This window comes from Gemmatimonadota bacterium, from assembly GCA_016714015.1.
Lineage (GTDB): Bacteria > Gemmatimonadota > Gemmatimonadetes > Gemmatimonadales > Gemmatimonadaceae > Pseudogemmatithrix.
Genome location: JADJNZ010000001.1, coordinates 794525 through 818385 on the forward strand (window position 1 = coordinate 794525; position 23861 = coordinate 818385).

Sequence of the window (23861 nt, forward strand, 5' to 3'; positions counted from 1 at the left end):
CGCGCAGGGTTTCCGTTCGCAGCATCCTCGTTCCCCGACCCCTTCTCATGATGCGATCCTCGTTGCTCCTTCTCGCCGCGGTGGCGAGCCTCTCGCAGGCGCAGGGCCGTCCGGGTGGCCGCCCCGCAGGCGCCCCCGCCGGCGCACCGGCACGCGCGGCCGGTGACTCGGCGCAGTCCGATTCGACCCGCGGCGGCCTCCCCGCGAGCGCGCTGTCGGCGTTCCGATTCCGCTCGATCGGTCCGGCCTTCACGTCGGGACGCATCGCCGACCTCGCGATCCATCCGAACAAGAAGACCTGGTACGCGGCCGTCGCCGCCGGCGGTGTGTGGAAGACGGAGAACGCGGGCACGACCTGGTCGCCGATCTTCGATTCGCAGGCGTCGTACTCGATCGGCACGGTGGTGCTCGATCCGAAGGACCCGAACATCGTCTGGGTCGGTAGCGGGGAGAACAACGCCCAGCGCGCGGTCTCGTTCGGCGACGGCGTCTACAAGTCGGAGGATGGTGGCCGCTCGTGGAAGAACATGGGCCTCAAGCAGTCCGAGCACATCGGACGCATCGTCATCGATCCTCGCGACTCGAAGGTGATCTACGTCGCGGCACAGGGCCCGCTCTGGGCCGAGGGCGGCGATCGCGGCCTCTTCAAGTCGACGGATGGCGGCGAGACCTGGACGAAGCTCCTGTCCGGCGAGAAGTACGCCGGCGTGAACGACATCTCGCTCGACCCGCGGAATCCTGACGTCATGGTCGCCAGCACCTGGCAGCGGCATCGCCAGGTGTGGGGCTATCTCGCCGGTGGGCCCGAGTCGGCGCTGCACCGCTCCACCGACGGCGGCAAGACGTGGAAGAAGCTCTCCGGCGTCCCCGAGGGCGAGGGTCGCATCGGACTCGCGCGCTCGTCGTCGCACCCCGACATCGTCTACGCGCTCGTCGAGGCGTCGAACAACCGTGGCGGCGTCTATCGCTCGGCCGACAACGGCGTGAGCTGGGAGCGTCGCGGCGGCAGCTTCTCGTCGTCGTCGCTCTACTACAACGAGCTCTGGGTCGACCCGAACGACGAGGACCGCCTCATCGCGGTGGATGTGCAGAACCAGGTCTCCAATGACGGCGGCCGCACCTGGACCGGCCTCGGCGAGTCGGGGAAGCACGTCGACAATCACGCGATCTGGATCGACCCGGCCGACTCCGACCACATCATCAACGGCAACGACGGCGGCATCTACGAGACGTTCGATGGGGCGCGGACCTGGGACTTCGTCGCGAACCTCCCGGTGACACAGTTCTACAAGATCGACGTCGACATGAACGCGCCGTTCTACAACGTCTGCGGCGGCACGCAGGACAACTACTCGTTCTGCGGTCCCACGCGCACCAACAGCAACAACGGCATCCGCAACTCCGACTGGTTCGTGACCAACGGCGGTGACGGCTTCCAGAGCCGCATCGACCCGAAGGACCACAATACCGTCTACGCCGAGTCGCAGAACGGCGGGCTCGTGCGCTTCGACCGGCGCACCGGCACCAGTGTCCGCATCGTGCCCGAGGAAGGACCGGACGAGGATCCCGCGCGCTGGTACTGGGACGCGCCGGTGATGATCAGCCCCTTCGCGAACACGCGCCTCTATTTCGGCTCGCAACGGCTCTACCGCTCCGACGATCGCGGCGACAGCTGGACCCCGGTCTCCCCGGACCTGTCGCGCAACATCCCGCGCACCTCGATGAAGATGCTCGGGCGCCTCTGGAGCGTCGACGCGGTCGCGCGCAACACCTCGACCTCGTTCGCCGGCAGCATCACCACCGTCGCCGAGTCGCCGAAGGCCGAGGGACTCCTGTATGCCGGCACGGATGACGGGCTCATCCAGGTCAGCGAGAACGGCGGGGGCGCGTGGCGGAAGGTGGAGAGCATCTCCGGCGTGCCGGACACCTCGTTCGTCGCGTACATCACCGCGTCACCGCACGACGCGAACGTGGTGTATGCCGCGATCAACAACTTCAAGCGCGGCGACTTCAAGCCATACATCGTCCGCTCGGGCGACCGCGGCCGCACCTGGAAGGTGATCTCGTCCAACCTCCCGGAGCGCGGACCGACGCACGTGGTGCGCGAGGACCCGGTGAAGCAGGGCCTGCTGTTCGTCGGCACCGAGTTCGGCGTGTACGTCTCGTTCGACGACGGCGCGCGGTGGCAGCCGATGCGGGGCGGTCTCCCGACCGTCGCGGTCTATGACATCGCCATCCAGCCGCAGATGAACGACCTCGTCATCGGCACCTTCGGCCGCGGCATCTACGTGCTCGATGACTACTCCGCCCTGCGCACACTCACCCCGGAGCGGCTCCGCGCCGAGGCCACCTTGCTCGGCGTCTCGCCGAGCTACCAGTTCCAGCAGTCGTCGCCGCTGGGCGGCAACGGCGTCTCGTTCCAGGGCGCCTCGCACTACTTCGCCAACAACCCGCCGGTGGGCGCGACGATCACGTACCATCTGCGCGCGTCGCTGCGCAGCGCGCGCCAGGTCCGGCAGCAGCGCGAGACCGGGCTCAATCGCTCCGGCGCGGATGTTCCCTTCCCGGGCTGGGAGGCACTGAAGGCCGAGCAGGAGGAGGAGGCGCCGTCGATCGAGGTCGAGATCAGTGACCCGAGTGGCGCGATCGTCTCGCGATTCGACGGCACGAACACCGCCGGGAGCAATCGCGTGACCTGGAACCTGCGCTGGCCGAGCGTCACGCCGGTGCAGGGCGCGGCGGGCGGCGGTGGGTTCGGTGGTGGTGGCGGTGGTGGTGGCGGTGGTGGTGGTGGTGGGTTCGGTGGCGCGGGCGGCGGCACGCTCGGCGGCAACGGGCCACTCGTCGCGCCGGGTACGTATCGCGTGCAGTTGTTCAAGCGCGTGAAGGGCGTGCGCACGGCGCTCACGCAGCCCGCGCCCTTCGAGGTGCAACTGCTCCCGAACGCGACGGTCACCCCCGCCGAGCGCGCGCGCGCGGTCGCGTACTATCGTGATGCTCAGCCATTGCAGCGGCAGGTGCTGGGTGACAACGCGCTGATGGCCGAGGTGAGCACGCGTCTCGATGCGATCCAGCGCGCGGTGGAGCAGATCACGAAGGCGACCACCCTCGACGCCGAGGTGCGCGCGGCGATCGTGAAGCTGCGCGGCATCCGTGAGCAGCTGAACGGCGACAACACCGCGGGTCGATACTCCGAGCCCACGGCCACCTCGCTGCTCGGCCGACTGAACACCGCGCTCGGCGGCGGTGGCCTCAACGGCCCGACCGGCACCCAACAGCAGCAGCTCGATATCGTGAAGCAGCGCTACCCTGCGATCCATGCGGCGCTGAGGGCGTTCGTCGAGGGCGACCTCATGGCGCTCGAGCGGAAGGCGGAGGCGGAAGGGGCGCCTTGGACGCCTGGGCGGGTGGTGCCGTAGCAGAAGGCTGAAGGAGGAAGGAGGAAGGAGGAAGGCAGAAGCGGGGGAGCCGGCCGATCGCCGACTCCCCCGCCTGTTCGTTCTCCCTTCTGCCTTCCTCCTTCTGCCTTCTGCTCAGTCCTGCTCGATCTCCACCCCATCCTCGAACTCCACCTCGAACTCCACGAGCGCATTGAGCGTCGCGTAGTTCCAGAGGGCGAGGTTGCGGACGGTGCCGTCGTTGTTCCGGAACCAGATGTCGGGACGCAGCGCGACCGTGACGCCGGTGGTCGTCGCGTCGATCACGAGCGGGGTATCGAACTCCGTCTCGACCTCCACCTCGGCGTCGAAGTAGACGCGGAAGGGCTGCGCCACGCCGCCGGTCGGGGTGAAGGTGCCCTCGATCATCATCGACGCGCCGGCGGGCCAGTCGGCGTAGGTGGTCCGCAGCTGCGCGAGGAGCTGACCGATGCGGACCGCGCGCGCCGAATCGCCGGCATCGCCCGAGTCGACGAACAGGTCCTTCACCTCGAACTCCATCTCGTCATAGGTGCCGGCCGGGATGCGGTCGTTCGCGACGGTCACGACGCCGTCGCCGAGCGGGACGTCGGCGATGAAGAGATTCGACTCGAACTCCTCGCAGTCGTCGTTCGACGCCGTCGAGTCGCATCCCGCCGCGACCCCCACGCGCTTCAGCTCGAACTCGTCCACGACGAGCTTGATGTCGGTGATGAGGAGGGTGCCGTTGGAGCCCGTGATCGAGAGACCGGCACCGACGGCATCGCTCAGGCCGGCGACCGCCGGGCTGGAGAAGCGGATGGACGCTCTGGCACCTGGGGCGGTGGACTCATCGCAGGCGGCGAGGGCGAGTGGGGCGACGAGGGCAAGCGCCATCAGGCGCGTGGCGGCGGACTTCGCAGAGAGGCTGCGATTCATGGGACACTCCGGACGAGGTGGGTCGTGCACCGCACGCGCGGCGCTGACAAGGGAATACTGCGGCGCACACCGGAAGTTCCCATGTGCTTGGTATCACACGACTTAGGTGAACGTTGCCTATGACGTTCCGTTACGACCCGACACCCGATTCCGAGGGCTGTCGGGAACGTTTCGTTCCAGTTTCCGCTGGCGGCGTGATAATCGCCCTCGCCGCGCGTCTTCTGGTGGCATCGCCATTGCACTGCTGTTGTGTGGATCCAAGGTCCGTTTCACCGCGCGCCCCTCGGCGCCCCGTCGCCTCGCCCTTCTTCGCTCGCTGATGACCACCTGGCTCGTCGTCCTCGCCGTCTGCCTGTTCGTCGGCGTCTACTCCTACGCGCTCTACCCGGCACTCCTCGTCCTCGCGGCGAAGCTGCGGAACACGCCCGCGGTCCGGCACGACGACCCGCCGGTGTGGCCGACGGTGAGCATCACCCTGCCGGCGTACAACGCGCAGGCGACGTTGCGTCCCGTGCTCGAAGCGCTGGTGCGGGTGGACTATCCGCGCGAGCGACGCCAGATCCTCGTCGTCTCCGATGGGTCGACCGACGCGACGGACGACCTCGTGCGCGAGTACGCCGACCGAGGCGTCGAGCTGCTGCGGATCGAGGGCCGTCTCGGGAAGACGGAGATCGAGAACCGCGCCTTCGCCTCGCTCAAGGGGGAGATCGTGGTGAACACCGACGCATCGGTGACCATCGATCCGCAGGCGGTGAAGGAGCTGGTCCGCGCGCTCAACGACCCTGGCGTGGGGGTCGCCTCGGGACGCGACGTCTCGGTCGCGTCCGTCGGCTCCACACCGCACGTCGGCGGCGAGGCCGCGTATGTGGGCTACGAGATGTGGGTGCGGGACCTCGAGACCGCCGTGGAAGGGATCATCGGTTCATCGGGCTGCCTGTATGCCATCCGTGCGCCGCTCCACCGTCGCGAGTTGCCGGGCCACCTCAGTCGTGACTTCTCGTCCGCGCTCTGGGCGCGGCTCAACGGGATGCGGGCGGTGTCGGTGAAGTCCGCGATCTGCTTCGTGCCGCGCGCGGCGAGCATGCGCATCGAATACCGGCGCAAGATCCGGACGATGAGCCGCGGGATCCAGACGCTCTTCTACCACGGCCGGTTGCTCGACCCGATCCGCTACGGCGCGTTCGCGTGGATGCTCTGGAGCCACAAGCTGGTGCGATGGCTCGTGCCGTGGGCACTGGCGGGGGCGGGCATCGCGACCGGCGCGATCGCCGCGCACGCGAGCGCCGCCGCCTCACCCCTGGCGCCGTGGGCGCTTGCCGCCTTCATCGCGACCGTCGGAGGGATCGGACTCGGGGCGCTCGGCTGGTGGTGGCCGTCGACGCATCCGCCCCGGCTCGCCTCGATGGCGGCCTACTTCGTGTCGGGGAGCTGGGCCGGACTCGTGGCGTGGAAGCGCGCGCTCGCGGACCAGCGCGCACCGACGTGGGACCCGACGCCGCGGGCGCTCACCAAGGGGTGAGCGCGCGGGAGTCAGCGTAACAGGAAGAAGGTGATGAGCGGGGTGACCAGCACCATCACGACCTGCACGGTGTTCTGCGTCGTCCAGCCTTGTTCGCGACGCTCCAGCTCGAGGACGTCGCCTTCCCGCGTGTCGAGGCCATCGAGCGTGAGCCCCGACGCGATCGCGCGAGCGACCTCATCGCCCGAGAGGACGACCGTCTCGCCGCGCATCAGGCGGATGTGGTCGGGCCGTGCAGCGTCGGTCGGCCCCCCCGCCAGCGTGATCAGCTGGTCGAGCGTCGTCTCGGATGGCACGGCGAAATACCCGGGGCTTTGCACGGCGCCGAAGACCGCGATCCGCGTGAGGGGACGGACCGTCACGGTCGCCTCTCGAACGATCTCGCGGACCTCGGTCGCGACCTTCGTCGCCAGCTCAGCGCGGAGGACGCCGTCGAGCTCGACCTGCCGCACGCCCGGGATCTGCAGTCGTCGCCCCTCGAGCACCGGGAGCGTGTCATCGACGGTCACGCCGCCATTGATGCGCACGATGATGAGATCGCCGACCCGGAAGATCCCCTTCACGCAACCGACGCCGGACCTCCTCGGCCTGCGCGCGCGCCTTCGCGCGGGTCCGCTCGCCGTACGCGGTCGACGCCGCCAACTGCTCGTAGGAAGCCTGCAGCCGCTCCAGGTCCGCGCGCGCCGCCATGCGAGTCGTCGCGGTAAGCGCGCGGAGCCGGCCCCTGGGCACCGAGGGGGCTGCGACACCGGACCGACAGGACGCTGACGGCGAGCAGCGAGGCGAGAACCGCACGTCGTGACGAAGCATGTGACAACGATACCCCCGCCGGTACGTCGCGCGCCACCGCTCCCGCCCGCGTTGCACCCCGGCCCCACGGTCGTCAAAGGACTGTTGCCGGGACGCATCGCTCTTGTCACGTGGGCCGAACCGTGGCATCATAGCAACCGCTTCCCGTGCAACGACTTGCGTATTTCGTGACCTCCCGCACGCATCCTGCAGTACGAAGGCTGACGCCCGCAATGGGTCCACTCTCTTCCCTGCCTCCTTCTCGATGAACGACCGCACGTCGCTGTCCCGCCCGCCGCTCACGCTGATCGCCAACAGCCAGGAGTGGCATTCGCGGTCGCTGGAGAGCATCCTGGGGCCGCACGGCTACGCGGTCCTGCGAGCCTACACCGGGAAGCAGGCCATCGAGCGCGCCACCAGCGCTCGCCCCGACCTGATCATCCTGGACACCGACCTGCCGGACCGCGACGGCTTCGACGTCTGCCGCGAGCTCCGGGCGAGCGGCATCGTCTCCCCGAGCACGCCGATCCTGATCACGAGCCCTGGGCACCCCAGCCGGCAGAAGCGTCTCGACGCGCTTCGCGCGGGAGCTTGGGACTACATCGGCTCCGCCCTCGACGGCGAGGAACTGCCGCTCCGACTCGACGCCTATCTGCGTGCCAAGCAGGAGGTCGATCGGGCCCGCGAGGAGAGCCTCCTCGACGAGCTCACCGGCCTGTACAACATCCGCGGCCTGGCGCGGCGCGCCCGCGAACTGGGCTCGGCCGCCTTCCGTGACAAGGAAGCCCTCGCCTGCGTGGTGATCATGCCCGTGTTCGAGGACGGGTCCGACCTCAATGCCACCGGCTCGCTGGACGCCGATGTCATGGAGCGCCTCGCGCAGGTGATGCGCTCGACCGGCCGGACCTCTGATGCGATCGGCACCTTGGGTCCGGGCGAGTTCGCCGTCGTGGCGCAGGGGACCGACCCTGCCGGCGCCGCTCGTCTGGGCGAGCGCCTCTCCAAGGCAGCCTCTGATATCTTCGCATCGACGTCGGTTCGCGTCGCCGTCGGATATGACGCCGTGAAGAACTACTCCGAAGCGCCGATGGAGCCGACCGACATGCTCCAGCGCGCTTCGCTCGCGATGCGCGCCTCGCGCTCCGAGGCGACGTTGGGCGCCCGGCCGAGCATCCGCCGCTTCGAAGGCCCCCTCAACTGATCGTCGCCCGCCGAGTTCGCTCGGCGGCCTCTGCAGGAAGGCAACGAGGCGCGCCCGGACTTCCGGGCGCGCCTCGCTGCTTTCGGTGCCGCACGACCGGTCAGCGCTTGCCGGGCAGGATCCGCGGCGTGAGCGCGACCTCGACATCACCCGCATCCTCGTCCTCGGAGCGGTAGCCCGGCAGATACGAATAGTGCCGGTACAACCCACCCGCCTGCACGTCATTGAGGACGGCCCCGAGCACGCGGATCGGCAGTCGCGAGAGGTCATCGAGGCGCGCGCTCGCGAGCTCGCGATCCGTGACGCCGGTGCGGAGCACGAGGACGAGGCTGCCGGAGAGCGAGGACAGGATGAGCGGGTCCACGCCGGCACCGAGCGGCGGCGAGTCGATGATGATCGCGCCGTACTCCGTGCGCAGCGACATCACGAACTGGCTCATCGCGACGGTGGCGAGCAGTTCGGGGGCTGATGACTTCCGCGTGCCGCAGGGGATGAAGTCGATGTTCCGTTCGGCGATGTGATGCACGATCTGGTCGCGCGTCACCTCGCCGCCCAGGAAGTCGAGCAACCCCGGCTTGCGCGAGACGCCGAGCGAGCGATGCAGGGCGCCTCGGCGCGCGTCACCATCGATGAGCAGCGTCCGCCGGCCGGAGGCGGCGAAGCTCATCGCGAGATTGAGCGAGGTGAACGACTTGCCATCGCCCGAGCCGGGGCTGGTGATGGTCGTGATGAACGGCCCCGCCGTGCCATGCGAGTAGACGAGGGACGTCCGGACGGCGCGCAGGGATTCGACGAGCTGGGCGGCGGACTCGGGGTCGGGCGTGCCGTCCTTGCGCTGACCGACGAGCGGCAGCGCGCCGAGGATCTGCAGACCGAGATCGTTGGTCACCTGCTCGGGGTAGCGGAGCCGCTTGTCGATCCGGTCGAGCAGCAACGCGATCGCGATGCCGAGCGCGAGGCCGCCGAAGAGGCCGCCCGCGAGGATCAGGATCATCTGGTCGCGCACGGGCCGCGTGGGCGGGACAGCCAGATCGAGCACACGGATGTCCGGCGCGGCGCTGAGTTCGGCAAGCTGCGCCTGCTCGTAGGCGGACTGCAGCTCCTTGTAGATGAGGTTGGCGACCTCGACCTCACGGGACCGCCGCGCCTCTTCGGTGGAACGGGTCGGGATCTGCTGCATCTCACGCGACGACGCGGTGATGCGCTGATCGAAGTCACCGATCCGCGTGTCGAGGTTGGCCGCGAGCGCCCGGGCCTGTTGCGGAATCGTCCGCTGCTGAATCTCCTCGACTTCACGCTCCACTCGGCGCACATCCTGATGCGTCGGCGCGAAGACGAGCCGCAGCTGGCGCGCCTCCGCGCGCTTCGCCGTCAGCAACTCGAGAGTGGTCGTCAACTCGTCCGCCTCGCGGACGGACGCGATCGTGCCGAGCGTGATCGCGAAGGACGCCGAGGAATCGCCCGTATTCGACAGCGCGCGAAGGATCGCGTCGCGATCGCGTGCCAACGCGTCACGGTCGATCTTCAGCTTGAAGTACGCATCGCGTACGGGATCCTGCGTGGCCTGCAGTCCGGCGGCGACCTGCGTCGCTCCGCGATCGCTCGGGAGCGTGATGGTGTTGACCTTGTAGCTCTCGAGGGCGATCTCCGCGTTGCTGAGCTCGGACCGGGCGCTCGCCAGCTGCTCGCGGAACACCTCGGTGACCGCGGTGAGCTTCTCCCGCTTCAGCAACGCGGCCACGTCGACGAACCGCGTCGCTACGGCGTTGAGAACTCCCGCTGCCACCTGCGGGTCTCCCCCGCGAAGGGTGAGCTTGAGCAATGCACCGTCCTGGGGGAGCGCCGCGCCGACCTCGCCATTCAGCAAGACCGCCGCGTCACGCGGTACGCGCACGCGGAAAGTGACCACCTTCCCCCCGAGCGGGACCGGCGGCACCCAGCGGAATCCGAGCGGGATCCCGAGCGAGTCTCCCGCCGGCTTCGTGTCGATGGGCGGCCCCCCTCAGGAGGCAGGATGGCGACGCGCGCCCCGGCGGATCCGCCATGAACCGGTACGCCCCGGGGACGAACCCCTCCTTCAACCCGAATCCGTTGAAGAAGATCGAATCTGCGGGCGTGTCCATCTCGAGATACAGCTTCCGCTGCAGGACGACCTCATCCAGCACGGCGAACGACCGCAGGAGTTCGAGCCACCCCCGCCCTTCGAGGAGTGGCGACGACGCCAGGAGGTTCTGACGCTGTGCACCTCCGCGAGGGGTCACCGGAATCTGAATGGACGCCTGCGCCTCGTAGACCGGCTTGATGACCTGAGTGAGGGCCGCACCGACGATGACACCGACGGCGGTCAGTGCGACAATCAGGATCCGATAGCGCTTCAGCGCCGCCAGATATCGCTGAATACCCATTCCACCCCCCTCCTCACCACCGGGGCGGTAGCCCGCCATGGGGTCCGCCTCGAACGAGGGGGCCGGCAACATCGGAAGGTCGGATTGGCCAGTGGACATCGGCGGTTGTTCGGGTTTCGAGGTCTTTAGTGCGGCGGAATTTATACGATTGCTACCCGGCAACGTCACTTGACGGTTTCACGGGCGAGTGATACCTAGTATGGTTCTGCTGACACATATGGCGCCCGTGCCACAGTGCACGCCCCGCCAGCCGCGTCCCCGAACCCAGTCCCGTGAACGACCCCGTCGGTTTCCCCGCCTCGAATGGCTCGCCTGAGGACGGTTCTCTCGTACCAAGCGAGTTCCGCGCCACGCTGAGCGTGCTGCTCATCGATGACGAGCGGACGCTTCGCGAGAGCTGCCGCTCGATCCTCTCCGGGCTCGGGTACCGTGTCGAAGTGGCATCCAAGGGCGAGGAGGGCATCAAGCTCCTCCAGCGCCGCAACTTCGACATCGTCCTCACCGACCTCTATCTGAACGACGTCACCGGCATCGAGATCTGCCGGGCCGCCCTCGAGTCCTCGCCTGACACCCTCGTCATCGTGATGACCGGCAATCCGTCGGTCGCCTCCAACGTCGAGGCCCTTCGCGAAGGGGCCTGGGACTACCTCCCCAAGCCCTTCTCCGCGACCCATCTCGAGATCGTCATCGGACGGGCGGCCCACACCGTCATGGTGGCGAGGGAGTCCGCGCCCGGCACCGAGGGCGCCTCAGTCCCCAGCGACGATGACGCCCCACTCGGCGTCTCCCCGAGCTTCACCCGTTGCCTCGATCTCGCCCGGAAGGTCGCCGCCACCGACGCGTCGGTCTTCATCACCGGTGAGACCGGTGCCGGCAAGGAGATGATCGCCCAGTTCATCCACCGCCGGAGCCGCCGTCGGGCGCGCCCGATGGTCGCGGTGAACTGCGCCGCGCTCCCCGAGGGACTCCTCGAGTCCGAGATGTTCGGGCACGTCAAGGGCGCCTTCACCGGCGCGGTGCGCGACAAGGCCGGCCTGCTCGAGTCGGCCAACGGCGGCACGATGTTCCTCGACGAACTCACGGAGATGCCGAAGCCGCTCCAGGCCAAGCTCCTCCGCGTCATCCAGGATGGCGTCGTGCGGCGCGTCGGCAGCAACTCGACCAGTTCGGTGGTCAACGTCCGTTTCATTGCGGCCTCCAATCGCGACCCGGATGCCGCGGTCCGCGACGGCGTCCTGCGCGAGGACCTCTACTACCGCCTGCGCGTCGTCCCGATCCTCCTCCCGTCGCTCCGGGACCGGCCCGAGGACATCGCCCTGCTGGCGAGCCATTTCCTTCGCACGTACTGGCGGCAGCACCGCGGCGGTGAGACCCGTCCGCCCACGCTCACCGACGAAGCGTTGCGCGCCCTCCAGTCGTACCCGTGGCCGGGCAACGTCCGCGAGCTACAGAACGCCATCGAGCACACCGTCGTGCTCGTCGAGCCCGGCAAGCAGGTGCGGGCGGCCGACATCCCGTTGCACGAGGCCTCCCGCACGACGGCCGCGGCACCGCCGGCGGCGCCCGTCGACGACGGCATGAGCGATCTCCTGCAGGAGAGCTATCATGTCGCCCGCGAGCGCGTCATCGCGCAGTTCGAGCGACGCTATCTCGAGGAGCTCGTCCGCTCCGCCGACGGCAACATGTCCAAGGCCGCGCGCCTCGCGGGCGTCGACCGGACCACGCTCTACCGACTCATGGAGCGCCACGGCCTCCAGCGGGACGCCGTCGTCAGCTCGCCGAAGAGCTGACGTGGGTGACCCCGTGGTGACCCCGTCCCGCCCACCCCGTGCGACCAAGTCGCGCGGCGTGATGTTGGGCGCGCCGGTCATCCGCCCGCAGACCCTGCACCCCCTCATCGAGAAGGCCGCGGCGGAAGTGCTGCGCGGCTGGGCACAGGCGCTCGGCGAGTCGTTCGATCCCGAGGAGACGGGCGTCATCATCGACTGGCTGGCCGAGACGGTCGACCTCGCGGCGAAGGACATCCCACCGCAGCGGGGAGAGGGGGCCAGTGCGCTCGCGCGTTTCCTCCTCGATCGGCTCGGGTCCGTGGTGCTGAGCCTCCTGGACGACGACCGGACGATAGACCGCGCCGAAGCCGTTCGACTCATGCGCGGCGTCGACCAGGTCCGGCGCGCGATCGAGCCGGATTGGGACCGCTACTTCTCCTCCCAGCTCTCGGGACCGGACGGCCTGAACCTGGTCGTCGAGGTCGCGCACGACATCCGCTCCCCGCTGACGTCCATCCGCTGCCTCGCCGAGACGCTCGAGCGTGGACAGTCGGGTCCGGTGACCGACGTCCAGCGGCAACAGCTGCGGCTCATCTATAGCGCGTCCCTCGGGCTCAGCTCGCTCGCGACCGACGTCATCGAGATCGCCCGCCGGGGCGACCAGCTGGCCGACGGCGACCCGATCCCGTTCTCGGTCAGCGAGGTCCTCGAAGGGGTCGTGCAGATGGTCCGCCCGATCGCCGAGGAGAAGGGTCTCTCCGTCAAGTTCGCGTTGCCGTCCACGGACCAGCGGATCGGGATGCCGATCGCGCTGAGCCGGGTGCTGCTCAACCTGGTGACGAACGCCCTCAAGTTCACGGACAGCGGCAGCGTGGAGGTCTCGACGCGGCCCACCAGTCTGACGCGGCTTGAGTTCTCCGTCAGGGACACGGGCCGCGGGATCCCCGAGGAGGCCCAGTCAGCCCTTTTCCAGCCCTTCCGGCGGAGTCAGGTGCGAGCCGGTCGCTCGGGGTTCTTCTTCTCCGGGACCGGGCTCGGGCTGGCGATGTGCCGGAAGCTGCTCGGGGTCATGGACTCCGAGCTCAAGTTCGAGACGAAGGCGGGTGACGGGACCCGATTCTATTTCGAGTTGGACCTCCCCCCGGTCACGAGGCTGTAATGCGCGGCGCCTACCTGTTGCGCACAGGCAACAACGCGACGGTCTGTCGCGTGCCATCCGCACGTGTAACGATTGCCAAGTCGATGCCATGAAAGAGCTTACGCGCACAGGCCAGCATTGGCGCCGACGGCACGCGTCCTGCGAAACCGTAGGAGTGACTATGACCACCTACGGCTTGCACACTGTCATTCCGCGGCTGAAGCGGGCTCCCGCCCGTGAGATCCCGGCCGACCATCCGCATCGGCAGGAAGGGGCGCGTCGCGCCCTCAATGTCGTCGTCGCGGCCGTCGGCCTCGTCGTCGCCGCGCCGGTGTTGGCGCTGATCGCGGTCGCGGTCAAGTTGACGTCGCCGGGACCGATCTTCTATCGCCAGACGCGGGTCGGGCTCTGCGTTCGCTCCACCCAGGGCGGGAACTTCCGCCGCAAGGTCGACCTCGGCGGGCGTCCGTTCACGATCTACAAGTTCCGTACGATGAAGGTGGCGAAGCCGGGCGAGGAGGCGCAGGTCTGGGCCTCGCAGAAGGACCCGCGCATCACCTCGATCGGCAACTTCCTCCGCAAGACGCGCCTCGACGAACTGCCGCAGCTCTTCAACGTGCTCACCGGCGACATGAACATCGTCGGCCCGCGTCCGGAGCAGCCGAAGATCTTCTCCGAGCTCCGCGAGCAGATCCCCAGCTACGCCGTCCGTCAGCAGGTCCGCCCCGGCATCACCGGCCAGGCGCAGATCACGCTGCACTACGACACGTGCATCGACGACGTGCGCAAGAAGGTGGCGGCCGACCTCGAGTACATCGAGAGCCAGTCGCTCGCGTCGGACCTCAAGATCATGCTCCTCACCGCGCCGGTCGTCATTTTCCGGAAGGGTGGCTGGTAGTAAGTTGACGGCGTGATCGCCCTCCACGTGTCGCATCCCGAACGCCTGCACGCCGGATTCCTCGGCGAGCGGGCGTTCCTGTTTCCGGCGCCGTGATTCTGCTTCCCCCGGCGCGCCAGCTGCCGGTCTACTCGCCACTGCCGGCGAGCGCGGTCGTCGCGGCCGTCGCGCCCGGCGATCCGCGCCCAGGCCTCGCCTACGACCTGCGGGACGCCTACGACGCCGACGAGGCCCTGCTGACCGCCAGCGGGACGGTCGCCCTCACGTTGGCGATGCTCGCAGCGGCCGCGCGACGCCCCGGCGCCCCGATCGCCATCCCGGGGTACGCGTGCTACGACATCGTGACCGCTGCCGTCGGTGCAGGGGCGCCGGTCGTGGTCTACGATGTCGATCCGGCGACCCTCACGCCCGACGAGACCTCGCTCGCGCGCGCCCTCGCGCACGGTGCGGCCGCGCTGGTGGTGGTGCACCTGTTCGGCTTGCCGGTGCCGATGGGGGCGATGCGGGAAGCGGCGGACCGCGCGGGGGCGCTCCTCATCGAGGATGCCGCCCAGGCGACCGGCGGCCGCTGGGCCGAGCGACCCCTGGGCGCTCACGGGGATCTCGGGGTCCTCAGCTTCGGGCGCGGGAAGGGAGAGACCGGAGGCGGTGGCGGTGCGCTCCTGCTGCGGCGCGGGACACCGCTGCCAGACGTCGTGCGAGCGCGGGTGAGCACCAGCGAAGGCGGTGGGCTCGGCTTCGTGGCCAGGCTCGCGGCCCAGTGGGCCCTCGGACGGCCGTCGCTCTACGCCGTTCCGGCGTCGATCCCGATGCTGCGGCTCGGTGAGACGATCTACAAGGACCCGCCGGCGCTCCGTGGCATGTCGGCTTTCTCCGCCCGCGTGCTCATGCGCACGCGACCGCTCGCCGCAGCCGAGGCGACGACGCGCCGCTCGCACGCCGCGGAACTCTTCGAGGTGCTTGGCGGACGGGCGAGGGACGTCGCGGTGCTGCCGATGGACGGTGGCATTCCCGGATGGCTGCGCTTCCCGCTCAGGCTGGCCGTCCCGGATGCGCTCGCCGAGCGCGGTCGCTTGCTCGGCTGGGCGACCGCCTACCCGCGGCCGCTCCTCGCGTTGCCGGCCCTCGCGCCGCTCGTCGTCCATCGACACGAGACGCCCGGCGCGGACCTGCTCGCGCGGACGCTTTCGACGCTTCCGACGCACAGCCTGCTCACCGCCGGCACGCGGGCACAGCTCGCCGTGTGGCTCCGCGACGCACTCACGACCCCCACCTGACGCATGTCCGATCCGGCCTCAACATCGCCGTCGCGCGCGCGAGCGTTCGCCATCGCGACCACCGCCCTCGTGCTCTTCGCCATCGCGATCGGGCTCGTTCTCACGGAGGTCGTGCTCCGCATCGCAGGCCCCCGCGAGACGCACTACTTCGTCCTTCGGCCCAACCTGCGGGTCGAGTTCGACCCGGATCCCCGCCTGACGCCGGGCATCGAGGGCCGCGCACGATTCTCGGTGAACTCGCTGGGTCTGCGCGGCGACGAGCTGCCGCCCGGCGACTCGGTGCGGCGCTTCTTGGTCGTCGGCGGCAGCACCACGGAGAACGTCTATCTCGACGACACCGAAACCTGGACACATGTCCTCCAGTCGGCGCTCGTGCGGGCAGGTGGTGCTCCGGTCTGGGTCGGCGCGGCAGGCAAAGGGGGAATGAACGCGCGCGACCATGTCGTCCAGATCGCGCAGCTCCTCGAGAGCATCCCGCGGCCGGATCGGCTCGTCGTGCTGGTCGGCGTGAATGACCTCACGGTCGCGCTGGCGCAGGGCGACACGTTCCGTCCGCCTCCGCCCCTCTCGGACGCGGAGGCACGCAAGGCGCAGGAACGACGAGCGTTCGCGGTGGTTCCCGGGGCGCTGCACGAGAATCTCAGCGCTGCGGCGGCGTCGGCGTGGTACAAGCGGACGGCCCTCTGGCAGGCGGGCGTCCGGGTCCGTGCCGGATTGGGCGCGCGCAGCGGGCGGCGCGACCTCCAGCAGGACACCCGGGCCCAGGCCGTCCAGCGTTGGCGCGAGGCGCGCGCGCGCGCCGAAGCGGCGCGACGACCTGCCCTCTCTCGATGGTGCCCTCGCGGAGTACCGGCGGAATCTCGAGACCATCGCTTCGCTGGCGGCCGCGAAGGGCGTCCCCGTCTCGTTCCTCACGCAACCCTCGCTCTGGCGCGCGGACCTCGATTCGACCGAAGCACGGCTGCTCTGGTTCGGCGGCCTGGGGGATTTCCAGAGCCGGCAGGTGGACGAGTACTACTCCCCGGCGGCGCTCGCGAAGGCCATGGCAGCGTTCAACGCGGAGTTGCTCTCCGTCTGCGCTGCGCATGCGCTCAGCTGTCTCGACCTCGCCGAGCGGATCCCACGGACCACGGCCTACTTCTTCGACGACGTGCACTTCACCGAACGCGGGGCGGCGGCTGTCGGCGAGGAGGTGGGCGCGTGGATGCCGCCGTCCGCAGCACCCCTCCCGCGCGGACGCTGATCCGGCTGCCGTCGAAGCTGACCGCGCACGAGAGGTGGTCAGGGGATGCCGTGTTCGCCCGATGATCCAGGCGATGTTGCGAAGCACTAACCCTTTTCCTGGAGAGGAGTTAGGTGCGGGCTTCTGCATGCGACATCCGACTGTGGTGTTCACGCGACATGGGCCGGCGGCGCACGCGCCGATCGGACACCAACCGACGTCGCTTCGGGACGGATCGCCGGGGTGGAAGCGGAACGATTGTTGCTTCCTCACGGAGTGATCTGTGAACGGGAGCCGGCACTCCGCTGGGTGTCAGGCCGGGAAGCCATCCGCGTAACCGAGCCCGTAGCTGAATAGTCTTACTTCGCACGAACCACCGGCGGCCTCGGCCGCGCCATTCGACCCACCAATGCACTCACATCCGTCACTCCACGCGCTGCTCGACACCGTCGCGGCCCGGAGGGGGACTGCCCCTGCCATCGAGGACCCGCCGACCGGGAGCCTCACCTACGCCGAACTCGCCCAGCTGTCGGACCGCGTCCGCGACCGGCTCGTCGCCCTCGGGGTCCGTCGCGGCGATCGCGTCGGGTTCTACCTGCACAAGTCGATCGACGCCGTCACGGGCTTCTTCGGCGCGATGAAGGCCGGTGCGGCGTACGTCCCGGTCGATCCGGGCGCGCCGGCGTGGCGATGCGCCTACATCCTCAACGACTGCTCGGTGAAGGCCGCGATCATCGAGCAGGAGTACGTGGCCGGCTTCACTGAGCAGGTGAAGGCGCTCGGCGGGACCGTCCCGCCGCTGATCGTGCTCGACGGCGCCGGTGGCGGCGGCCCGCTGCGGGCCGCCCTCGACCGGCTCGACGGGGAGCGACCGGCGCCGGCGACGGCCAGCGTCGCCTGTGGCGCGGACGACCTCGCGTACATCCTCTACACGTCGGGCTCGACGGGCAAGCCGAAGGGCGTGATGCTCACGCATGGCAATGCCCTCGCGTACGTCGACTGGTGCAGCACCGTGTTCGCCGTCTCGGAGACCGACCGGTTCAGTTCGCACGCACCGCTTCACTTCGACCTCTCGATCCTCGACCTCTACCTGTGCTTCAAGCACGGCGCGACGCTCGTGCTCATCGGATCGGAGGTGGGACGCGAGCCGCAGGGCCTGGCGCATCTCATCGCCGAGCGACGGATCAGCGTCTGGTACTCGGCGCCGTCGATCCTGTCGGCGCTCGCGCAGTTCGGCAAGCTCGACCGCCTCGACTTCAGCGCGCTGCGGATCGTCTTCTTCGCCGGCGAGGTCTTCCCGGTGAAGTTCCTGCGGCTCCTGAAGACCTTCTGGACGCGCCCGACGTACTACAACCTGTACGGGCCAACGGAGACGAACGTCTGCACCTGGCACGAGATCCCGCCGGTCGTGCCGGACGACCGGACCGAGCCGTATCCGATCGGGAAGGTCTGTGCGAACCTCGAGGGCAAGGTCGTGGACGAGGAGGGGCGCGACCTGCCGCCCCGCGCCGAGGGCGAGCTCTGCATCACCGGCACGAACGTCATGCAGGGATACTGGAACCTCTCGGACCAGACGCTGAAGGCCTTCCTCGTGGACGAGGCTGGACGGCGCTGGTACCGCACGGGCGACATCGTGGTCCTCGACGAGCGCGACGACTACGTTTACGTCGGGCGCCGCGACCGCATGGTGAAGCGTCGTGGGCATCGCGTGGAGCTCAACGAGATCGAGTCGGGGCTCTATCGCCACGCGGACATCAAGGAAGCGGCCGTCGTGGCGCTCAAGTCGGAGGACGGGGTGCGGATCCGCGCCTTCGTCGCGCCGAAGGACGGCGCGACGCTGGGGATCATCGGGCTGAAGCGGTTCAGCGCCGAGCACCTGCCGTCCTCGATGGTGCCCGACGATTTCGTGCTGTTGCCCGCGCTCCCCAAGACCTCGACCGACAAGGTCGACTACCAGCGACTCAAGGATCTGTAAGTGGACTTCACGCTGTCTCCCGAACAGAAGGCGCTGCGCGAGTCGATCCGCGCCTTCGCGAAGGCCGAGCTCAACGACGATCTCATCGCGCGCGACCGCGACCAGGTCTTCCGGCGCGACCTCTGGAAGAAGTGCGGCGACATGATGCTGCAGGGACTCCCCGTCCCCGAGGCGTACGGCGGCGCGGCGGCGGACGGCCTCACGACGGCGATCGCGCTCGAGGCCCTCGGCTACGGGTGCGAGGACTCCGGCCTCGTGTTCGCCATCTGCGCGCACCTGCTCTCCTGCGTCGTGCCCTTCTGGAAGCACGGGAGCGAGGAGCAGAAGCGGAAGTACCTGCCCGGCCTCTGCGACGGGACCCTGGTGGGCGTGCACGCGATGACCGAGCCCGACTCCGGCTCCGACGCGTACAACATGCGCACCACCGCGACGCCCGACGGCGACGGCTGGCGGATCAACGGGACCAAGACCTTCATCTCGAACGGCCCCGAGGCGGATGTCATCGTCGTCTTCGCGGTGACCGACAAGGCGAAGGGATTCCATGGCGGGATCACGACCTTCGTCCTCGAGAAGTCGACGCCGGGATTCAGCTCGCGCAAGATCGAGAAGATGGGCATCCGGACGGCGCCGTTCGGCGAGCTCTTCTTCGACAACGTCTACGTGGGCCCGGACGCGATCCTCGGCCAGCTCGGCGGTGGCGGGCAGTCGTTCATCCACACGATGGACTGGGAGCGCGTCTGCCTCTTCGCCGGCCATGTCGGCACGATGGAGCGGCTCGTCGAGACGGCCGTGAGCTACGCGCGCACCCGCCAGCAGTTCGGCCAGCCGATCGGCAAGTTCCAGGCGATCCAGCACAAGGTCGCCGACATGAAGATGCGGCTCGAGGCGTCGCGCCTGCTGGTGTACCGGGCCGCCTCGATGCTCGACAAGTCGAAGATGGTCGGGCTCGATGCGGCGATGGCGAAGGTCTTCGTGAGCGAGTCGCTGGTCCAGGTGGCGATGGACACGATGCAGATCCACGGCGGCTACGGCTACTGCACGGAGTACCAGGTCGAACGGCAGGTGCGCGACGCGCTCGGCAGCACGCTCTACTCCGGGACGTCGGAGATGCAGCGGCAGACGATCGCGCGCTGGATGGGGCTCTGAGCCTTGGCTGAGACGACGGCCGCCCCCCCGGCGGCGCAGGACCCGCAGCATCGATTCACCGTCGGCGCCCTGCTCGCGCTCGCTGTGGGCGGCACGCTCGTCGCGGCCGCGTCACTGGCGGACCTTCGCCCGGGGGCCGCGAACGCCTCCTTCGGGCTCGGGCAATCCGTGGAGTTCGTGCTCGGCCTCGCGATCGTGATGCTCGGGCTCGACCTTCGGCGAGGCGAGGGCGCGGCTTGGCGCGCGTCCCTCGGGGCGCTCGCGACGACGGACGGCGCGAAGCTGGTCGCCGTCGGCGCGCAGCTGGCGCTCATCGCGTTCATCGCGGGATGGTACCAGATCGAGAGTCCGGCGTTCGCGACGTCGGTGGTGCCGTTCATGGCGCTCACGTTCGTGATCCACCATCTCGTGCCCAAGGCGCGCCGCCTCACGCTCTTCGTCGCGATCTCGCTCGTGAGCTACGTGCTCGTGCTCGGCGCCGCGAATGCGGCCTGGATCACGGTGATCGTGCTCGCGTTCCTGGGGATCTGCCACCTCCCGGTATCGCTCAACGCGCGGCTCGCGCTCCTGCTGGCCGCGGCGTTCGCGCTGGCGTTCCTCCGCGTGTCGCCCGCGATGACGCCGTTCTCCGGCGCGATCTGGCCGATCCTCGGCTCGATCCTGATGTTCCGCCTGATCATGTACTGGTACGACCTGAAGCACGCGCGCAAGCCGATCCCGGCGACCTGGTCGCTCGCGTACTTCTTCATGGTCCCGAACGTCGCCTTCCCGCTCTTCCCGGTCGTCGACTTCTCGACGATGCAGCGCACGCATTACGACCAGGAGCCCTTCCGCATCTACCAGCGCGGGCTCGAATGGGTGATGCGCGGCCTCGTGCACCTCCTGCTCTACCGGCTCGTCTACCAGTACCTGATGATCGCGCCGGAGGAGGTCGCCGACGGCACGAAGCTCGTGCGGTACATGCTGGCGACCTTCCTGATGTACCTCCGGGTGTCCGGCACCTTCCACGTGATCGTCGGTGCCCTGCACCTGTACGGGTTCCGCCTGCCCGAGACGCACCGCCTGTTCTACCTCTCGACGAGCATCTCGGACTTCTGGCGGCGGATCAACATCTATTGGAAGGACTTCATGCAGAAGGTGGTCTTCCTCCCCGTGTACTTCCCGTTGCGGAAGCGGGGGGAGACCCTGGCGCTCGTGGTCGGTACCATCGTCGTGTTCTTCATCACGTGGGCGACGCACGCCTACCAGTGGTTCTGGCTCCGCGGCGAGGGGCTCTGGTCGGCGACCGATGCGCTCTTCTGGGCGATCCTCGGCGTGCTGCTGATCGGCAACTCGCTCTGGGAGGCGAAGCGCGGGCGCAAGCGCGTGCTGCCGGGCGCCAAGCGCAGCCTGCGCGACGCCCTGATCAACGGGGCGAGCGCCGCCGGCGTCTTCGCGCTCATCTGCACGCTCTGGACGATGTGGGGCAGCCCCACCTTCGGTGACTGGATCGACCTGATGCGGGTGCCGAGCTTCACGCTGCGCGATGGCCTGGCGGTGGCGGCCGTGCTCGGCACGGTGTTCGCCGTCGCCGTCATCGCGGACCTGACCGGACGGTCGGGCGGCGACCAGGAGACGAGCGCAAAGGCCCCGGCCCCGGCGTTCGCACCGCATGCCATGAAGACCATCGCCGCGCTCGGCGTGCTCGCGTTGACGGCCTCGCCATACGCGACCCGGCCGTTCGGCACGCGCGCGCAGGAGATCGCGCGGGAGATGCGGTTCCCGGAGTTGAACAAGCGCGACGCCAAGGCCCTGCAGCGCGGCTACTACGAAGGACTGCAGGGGGTGACCGACCAGAACCCGGAACTGCGCGAACTGATGGCCGATCGCCCGACCGACGGGCAGGACATCTGGCAGTCCGGCGTGCTCGTCGAGCGTCCCGACTTCCTCGGTCGCGAGATGCAGCCGATGTGGGGGACGTATCAGGGAGGCCAGTCGTTCCGGACCAACGAGTTCGGGATGCGTGACCGCGCCTATGCCCGCGTGAAGCCATCGAAGACCTTCCGGATCGCCCTGCTCGGGCAGTCGTACGTGGCCGGGGACGGCGTGAGCGACGGCGAGACCTTCGAGCAGCTCGTGGAGGACAGCCTTAACGCGTTGCAGCGCCCGGGCGCGCCGAAGGCCGAGTTCCTCAACTTCGGCGTCGGGTCGTTCAGCGCCGCGCAACAGCTGCTGCTGCTCGACGACCGCGTCCTCTCGTTCTCCCCGGACGTCGTGATCCGCGTGGCGCACCCGGGCGATGCCGAACGGCTCTCGATCCATACCGTCACGCAGGTGCGTCGCGGGGTGCAGCCGCCCTGGCCGGCGTTCGCGGCGATGCTGGCCGGCGCGCAGGTCACGAGCGACCTGCGTGAGACCGAGGCCCTGAGCCGGATGGTCGCGATCCAGGACAGCCTGCTCGGGCTCGTGGAGGCCGAGTTCGTGCGCGAGGTGCGGGCGGCGGGCGCGATCCCGGTCTGGATCTATCTCGACCTGCCCGAGCGCCAGCCCGACGCGGCGCACGTCGCCGCGATGGCGACGCGCGCCCGGAACGCCGGCTTCCGCGTCCTCGACTGGTCCGACGTGTACGATGGACGCGACATGGCGACCCTCCGCTCGTCGAAGTGGGACTTCCACCCGAACAAGGCCGGTCATCGACTGATCGGCGACCGTTTCCACCGCGACCTCGTCGCGGACACCGCCCTCGGCCTGCCGCGCGCCTTCCTGGAAACCACCGCGATGACCCTGAACGCCGACGCCGTCCGTGAGCACGTCGGACCTACATCCTGAAGGAGTTCCTCCCGGGCGTCGCCGCCTCGGATTGACCGACGACACGCCGCTCATCAGCGGCGGCATCCTCGACTCGCTCGCGACGGTGAAGCTCGTGGCCGTGCTCGAGGAGCACTACGGCATCGAGATCCACGCGCACGAGGCGAGCGTCACGCACCTGAACACGGTGCAGGACATCGCGGCGCTGATCCTCGAGAAGAAGTCCTGAGGCGGATGACGGCGCCCGGCCGAGTGCGCCCGTGACGCCGGCACTGACGGTCGCGCCCTTCGCGGGCGAGGCGGCCGAATGGGACGCGTTCGTCCGATCGCAGGCCGGGTGGACGCATTTCCACCTCTATGGGTGGCGTCGGGTGATCGAGACGGTCTTCGGGCACGAGTGCGTGTTCCTGGCGGCGCGCGACGCCGGTGGGCGGCTCGCCGGCGTCCTCCCGCTCGTGCGGGTGCGGTCGGCACTCTTCGGCCACTTCCTCGTGTCGATGCCATTCGTGAGCTACGGCGGACCGCTCGGCGATGCGTCGGCCGAGCGCGCGCTGATGGACGACGCGGAGTCCCGCGCCAGCGGGACGCAGGTCAAGCTCCTGCAGATCCGGGCACGCCGCGCCTTGGAGACGGCGCTCCCGGTGGGCCACCAGAAGCTCACCGTCGTGGTCGACATCCCCGAGGGCGGCCCAGAGGCGCTCTTCAAGCAGCTCGGCAACAAGATGCGCACGAAGATCCGCAAGCCGCAGAAGGAGGGCGTCGAGGTGCGCTGGGGCCGGGATCAACTTGAGCCGTTCCATCGGATCCTCGCGCGGAACATGCGGGACCTCGCACGCCGGTGCAATCACAGCGGTTCTACGAGGTGATCGCCGACACCTTCCCGGAGAGCACCTGGTTCGCCTGCGGCTACCTCAACGGCGAGCCGGTCTCCGGTGGTTGCGGCTTCATCTGGGACCGGGAGATGGAGATCACCTGGTCGAGTTCGCTCCGTCTCGCGAGCGGGATCCGGCCGGGCTACTTCCTGCACTGGTGCTTCCTCGAGCGCGCGGCGCAGGAGGGGTGCACGATCGCCAACTTCGGCCGCGCACGCCGAACAGCGGCACGCACGAGTACAAGCAGCAGTGGGGCGGCCGTGATGAGCCGCTCTGGTGGTACTATCGCTCGGCGGACGGGAAGGTATCGACGCCCAATCCGGACGACGGGGCGTATTCGATGGGGCCGAGGCTCTGGAAGAAGCTGCCGGTGCCGGTGGCGACGTGGCTGGGGCCGAAGATCGTGAAGTCGATTCCGTGACGGTAGGTCGATTGCCTTCGCGCCCCGCGCTCGCCGGCGGAGTGGTCCCCCCGGCCTCGGGGGCCACGGGGACCTCCGCGAGGACGCGGGAGGAGCGAACCGGCGGAC

19 protein-coding genes are annotated in these 23861 nt (G+C 69.1%); 14 read left to right on the plus strand and 5 right to left on the minus strand.

Features of this window, described 5'->3' with window-relative positions; all coding sequences use genetic code 11:
- Nucleotides 1-50: 50 nt before the first annotated feature.
- A complete protein-coding gene (locus IPJ78_03370) occupies nt 51-3419 on the plus strand; it encodes a glycosyl hydrolase (protein MBK7905582.1) in 3369 nt (1122 codons plus the stop codon).
- Between the two features lie 114 nt (nt 3420-3533).
- Here the strand turns inward: IPJ78_03370 and IPJ78_03375 are convergent, their stop codons facing one another.
- Nucleotides 3534-4334, minus strand: a complete 801-nt coding sequence (locus IPJ78_03375) for a hypothetical protein (GenBank protein MBK7905583.1) — start codon at nt 4332-4334, stop codon at nt 3534-3536.
- Between the two features lie 319 nt (nt 4335-4653).
- Between IPJ78_03375 and IPJ78_03380 the strand changes: the two genes are divergently transcribed.
- Complete coding sequence (locus IPJ78_03380) at nt 4654-5853, plus strand: glycosyltransferase (protein MBK7905584.1); 1200 nt, start codon at nt 4654-4656, stop codon at nt 5851-5853.
- A gap of 11 nt (nt 5854-5864) precedes the next feature.
- Here the strand turns inward: IPJ78_03380 and IPJ78_03385 are convergent, their stop codons facing one another.
- Nucleotides 5865-6416, minus strand: a complete 552-nt coding sequence (locus IPJ78_03385) for an SLBB domain-containing protein (GenBank protein MBK7905585.1) — start codon at nt 6414-6416, stop codon at nt 5865-5867.
- Between the two features lie 491 nt (nt 6417-6907).
- Between IPJ78_03385 and IPJ78_03390 the strand changes: the two genes are divergently transcribed.
- Nucleotides 6908-7843, plus strand: a complete 936-nt coding sequence (locus IPJ78_03390; GenBank protein MBK7905586.1) for a response regulator — start codon at nt 6908-6910, stop codon at nt 7841-7843.
- Between the two features lie 100 nt (nt 7844-7943).
- Here IPJ78_03390 and IPJ78_03395 read toward each other — a convergent pair whose 3' ends face one another.
- Entirely contained in the window at nt 7944-9737 is a 1794-nt protein-coding gene (locus IPJ78_03395; protein ID MBK7905587.1) for an AAA family ATPase, read from the minus strand.
- Nucleotides 9721-10287, minus strand: a complete 567-nt coding sequence (locus IPJ78_03400) for a hypothetical protein (protein ID MBK7905588.1) — start codon at nt 10285-10287, stop codon at nt 9721-9723. The genes IPJ78_03395 and IPJ78_03400 overlap by 17 nt, the downstream gene beginning before the upstream one ends.
- Before the next feature lie 233 nt (nt 10288-10520).
- Between IPJ78_03400 and IPJ78_03405 the strand changes: the two genes are divergently transcribed.
- From IPJ78_03405 to IPJ78_03420, 4 genes are all read left to right on the plus strand, one after another.
- Nucleotides 10521-12038: a sigma-54-dependent Fis family transcriptional regulator gene (locus IPJ78_03405; GenBank protein MBK7905589.1), complete on the plus strand. Its 1518-nt coding sequence runs from the start codon at nt 10521-10523 to the stop codon at nt 12036-12038.
- 16 nt (nt 12039-12054) lie between these two features.
- Nucleotides 12055-13176, plus strand: a complete 1122-nt coding sequence (locus IPJ78_03410; GenBank protein MBK7905590.1) for a HAMP domain-containing histidine kinase — start codon at nt 12055-12057, stop codon at nt 13174-13176.
- Between the two features lie 160 nt (nt 13177-13336).
- The gene (locus tag IPJ78_03415; GenBank protein ID MBK7905591.1) at nt 13337-14053 is read left to right on the plus strand and encodes a sugar transferase; all 717 of its coding nucleotides are present in this window, start codon (nt 13337-13339) and stop codon (nt 14051-14053) included.
- 92 nt (nt 14054-14145) lie between these two features.
- Nucleotides 14146-15330 carry a DegT/DnrJ/EryC1/StrS family aminotransferase gene (locus IPJ78_03420; protein MBK7905592.1) on the plus strand — a complete coding sequence of 395 codons (1185 nt, stop codon included), beginning with the start codon at nt 14146-14148 and terminating at the stop codon, nt 15328-15330.
- An 18-nt stretch (nt 15331-15348) separates the two neighbouring features.
- Here the strand turns inward: IPJ78_03420 and IPJ78_03425 are convergent, their stop codons facing one another.
- Nucleotides 15349-15963 carry a hypothetical protein gene (locus IPJ78_03425; GenBank protein ID MBK7905593.1) on the minus strand — a complete coding sequence of 205 codons (615 nt, stop codon included), beginning with the start codon at nt 15961-15963 and terminating at the stop codon, nt 15349-15351.
- A gap of 73 nt (nt 15964-16036) precedes the next feature.
- Here IPJ78_03425 and IPJ78_03430 point away from each other — a divergent pair, with 73 nt between their 5' ends.
- From IPJ78_03430 to IPJ78_03460, 7 genes are all read left to right on the plus strand, one after another.
- On the plus strand, nt 16037-16573 hold the full coding sequence (locus IPJ78_03430; protein MBK7905594.1) for a hypothetical protein: 537 nt from the start codon (nt 16037-16039) through the stop codon (nt 16571-16573).
- A 388-nt stretch (nt 16574-16961) separates the two neighbouring features.
- Nucleotides 16962-18527 (plus strand): amino acid adenylation domain-containing protein, encoded by a 1566-nt coding sequence (locus IPJ78_03435; GenBank protein MBK7905595.1) that lies wholly within the window; start codon nt 16962-16964, stop codon nt 18525-18527.
- Nucleotides 18528-19673: an acyl-CoA dehydrogenase family protein gene (locus IPJ78_03440; protein MBK7905596.1), complete on the plus strand. Its 1146-nt coding sequence runs from the start codon at nt 18528-18530 to the stop codon at nt 19671-19673.
- Between the two features lie 3 nt (nt 19674-19676).
- Nucleotides 19677-22481: a hypothetical protein gene (locus IPJ78_03445; GenBank protein MBK7905597.1), complete on the plus strand. Its 2805-nt coding sequence runs from the start codon at nt 19677-19679 to the stop codon at nt 22479-22481.
- Between the two features lie 31 nt (nt 22482-22512).
- On the plus strand, nt 22513-22689 hold the full coding sequence (locus IPJ78_03450) for an acyl carrier protein (GenBank protein MBK7905598.1): 177 nt from the start codon (nt 22513-22515) through the stop codon (nt 22687-22689).
- Nucleotides 22690-22720: 31 nt separating this feature from the next.
- Nucleotides 22721-23326 (plus strand): hypothetical protein, encoded by a 606-nt coding sequence (locus tag IPJ78_03455; GenBank protein MBK7905599.1) that lies wholly within the window; start codon nt 22721-22723, stop codon nt 23324-23326.
- The gene (locus tag IPJ78_03460; GenBank protein MBK7905600.1) at nt 23299-23739 is read left to right on the plus strand and encodes a GNAT family N-acetyltransferase; all 441 of its coding nucleotides are present in this window, start codon (nt 23299-23301) and stop codon (nt 23737-23739) included. The genes IPJ78_03455 and IPJ78_03460 overlap by 28 nt, the downstream gene beginning before the upstream one ends.
- The last annotated feature ends 122 nt before the right edge of the window (nt 23740-23861 follow it).

Excerpts from the sequence above, each read along its gene's own strand:
- IPJ78_03370 (MBK7905582.1), top strand. The coding sequence starts at position 51 with ATGCGATCCTCGTTGCTCCTTCTCGCCGCGGTGGCGAGCCTCTCGCAG.
- IPJ78_03375 (MBK7905583.1), bottom strand. The coding sequence starts at position 4,334 with ATGAATCGCAGCCTCTCTGCGAAGTCCGCCGCCACGCGCCTGATGGCG.
- IPJ78_03380 (MBK7905584.1), top strand. The coding sequence starts at position 4,654 with ATGACCACCTGGCTCGTCGTCCTCGCCGTCTGCCTGTTCGTCGGCGTC.
- IPJ78_03390 (MBK7905586.1), top strand. The coding sequence starts at position 6,908 with ATGAACGACCGCACGTCGCTGTCCCGCCCGCCGCTCACGCTGATCGCC.
- IPJ78_03400 (MBK7905588.1), bottom strand. The coding sequence starts at position 10,287 with ATGGCGGGCTACCGCCCCGGTGGTGAGGAGGGGGGTGGAATGGGTATT.
- IPJ78_03415 (MBK7905591.1), top strand. The coding sequence starts at position 13,337 with ATGACCACCTACGGCTTGCACACTGTCATTCCGCGGCTGAAGCGGGCT.
- IPJ78_03435 (MBK7905595.1), top strand. The coding sequence starts at position 16,962 with ATGCACTCACATCCGTCACTCCACGCGCTGCTCGACACCGTCGCGGCC.